Raw genomic sequence first — 1,540 nt, forward strand, 5'->3', positions numbered from 1 at the left:
TCCCAGGCCCAGCCGCGTCGCGTCAGTTGTCGCGTATAGCGATAAGACTTCTCATTCTGCCAGTCGGGCCAGTCGGCGTCATTACCTATCATAACCATGTCAGGCGCCCCGTACAGAGCACCGGCGCCCACAGCACGGGACCGCCAAGACCGCCATTGTGGCGGACCGCAGCAAGGCTCTCCTCTGAAGCATGCAAAAAGCCGGCAACGGCGCGCGTGGAGCCGATTGTCTGGGGCGGACCTATCCGGGCCACCGGCCATCCGTCGCGAAGCAGAATTCGCTCCATGCGCAAATCCGAAACCGTGACGATGTGGGTGAGCCGCCGCGACAAACCGAACTCGATCATGCCGGCGAGGAGTTCATGGGTGGCAACAGCAATGCTCCCACTGCCCTTCGGCGCAGACGGTGGAAGATCAAGGGCGAAACGGCTGCTTTCCCAGACACTCGGTTCCTCGGGTGCCGATCTCCCTTCCAACAGCCTCGAAAAGACATCTCGCAGCATCGTCAGCCCCGTCGAGGGCAGAAGGCGCACGCCGCCCCCGACCCGACCGGCGGAATCGCGCAACACAAGATAGTGCGGTTTCAGGGTATCGAATGAATCGATCTCGAAGCCGCCGGTCGTGCTCACGTTCCAGTCGAGGCGCTGCTTAAAGACGCGGTAGCGCAGGCGGTGCATTTCGTGAAGTTCGTCGACAAAGGCGCCGTACCAGCCGGGCGCAATAAGCTCAATCATGATGGTCTCCTCGCAGGTATGACCCTGCCATTGGAGGCGAACCTTCATGCCGCGACTGCCTGTGCGTTTGCACAGGTAGATCAAAGAGGGATTCTGTTCCTCAGGGAATTGATGATCGTGAGGAGGCCAGCAGCGTCACCGCCTGATTTTTGGTGCGTACGCCGAGCTTCTTCTTGGCATTGTCCAAATGGAAAGCGGCCGTGCGCTCCTTGATCCCCAGGATACAGCCGATCTCCCAGGCGGACTTGCCCTTCGCCGTCCATTCCAGGCATTCGTATTCACGGGGTGTCAGCGAAACACCATCCACCGCCAGACCACCCGAAAGCTTGCGGCGAACGCCAATGTGAAAGCACATGGCCATAATCTCGAGCGCTTGCTCATATTGCTCGGCGACGCGCAGGAAGGTCGGATCGAGCCTGTCTGCCGCGAAGGTCATCGCAGCGACACCGCCGCGGCGGTCGACAAGTGGAATGGTCAGTCCGCAGCAGATGCCGAATTCGGCAGCCTCATCGAAAAGCTGTTGCTGTCGCTGTGAAATGCCGGCATGGCCGAAACCCAGTCCCCACTGAAAGGGACATTCGCTGCACCGTGCCCGTTCTATGACCGGATCAATCCTTTCATATTGGTGGCGCAAGTAGTGCGACGTCCAGCCGGAATCATAGTTCGATATCAGCCTGGGTTTTGTCACGCGATCAGACACCAGAGACAGATAGGCGAATGCGGGAATGTCGAAGGCGCCGGCGGCGCTGGCCAGTGCGTTATGGAAGTCGACTTCATCAACGCTCAAAGACAACTGTTCCAGCAAAG

Annotated in this window: 2 protein-coding genes; both read right to left on the bottom strand. The window is 59.5% G+C overall.

Annotation, left to right across the window (positions count from 1 at the left end; translation table 11 throughout):
- Positions 1-88: 88 nt before the first annotated feature.
- Positions 89-733, bottom strand: coding sequence for an acyl-homoserine-lactone synthase (locus AC0L2L_RS33260; protein WP_473584007.1), 645 nt, complete (start codon positions 731-733; stop codon positions 89-91).
- Positions 734-833: 100 nt separating this feature from the next.
- Entirely contained in the window at positions 834-1,538 is a 705-nt protein-coding gene (locus AC0L2L_RS33265; RefSeq protein ID WP_473584008.1) for a LuxR family transcriptional regulator, read from the bottom strand.
- Positions 1,539-1,540 lie beyond the last annotated feature (2 nt).

Source organism: Mesorhizobium sp. WSM4832 (assembly GCF_055811115.1).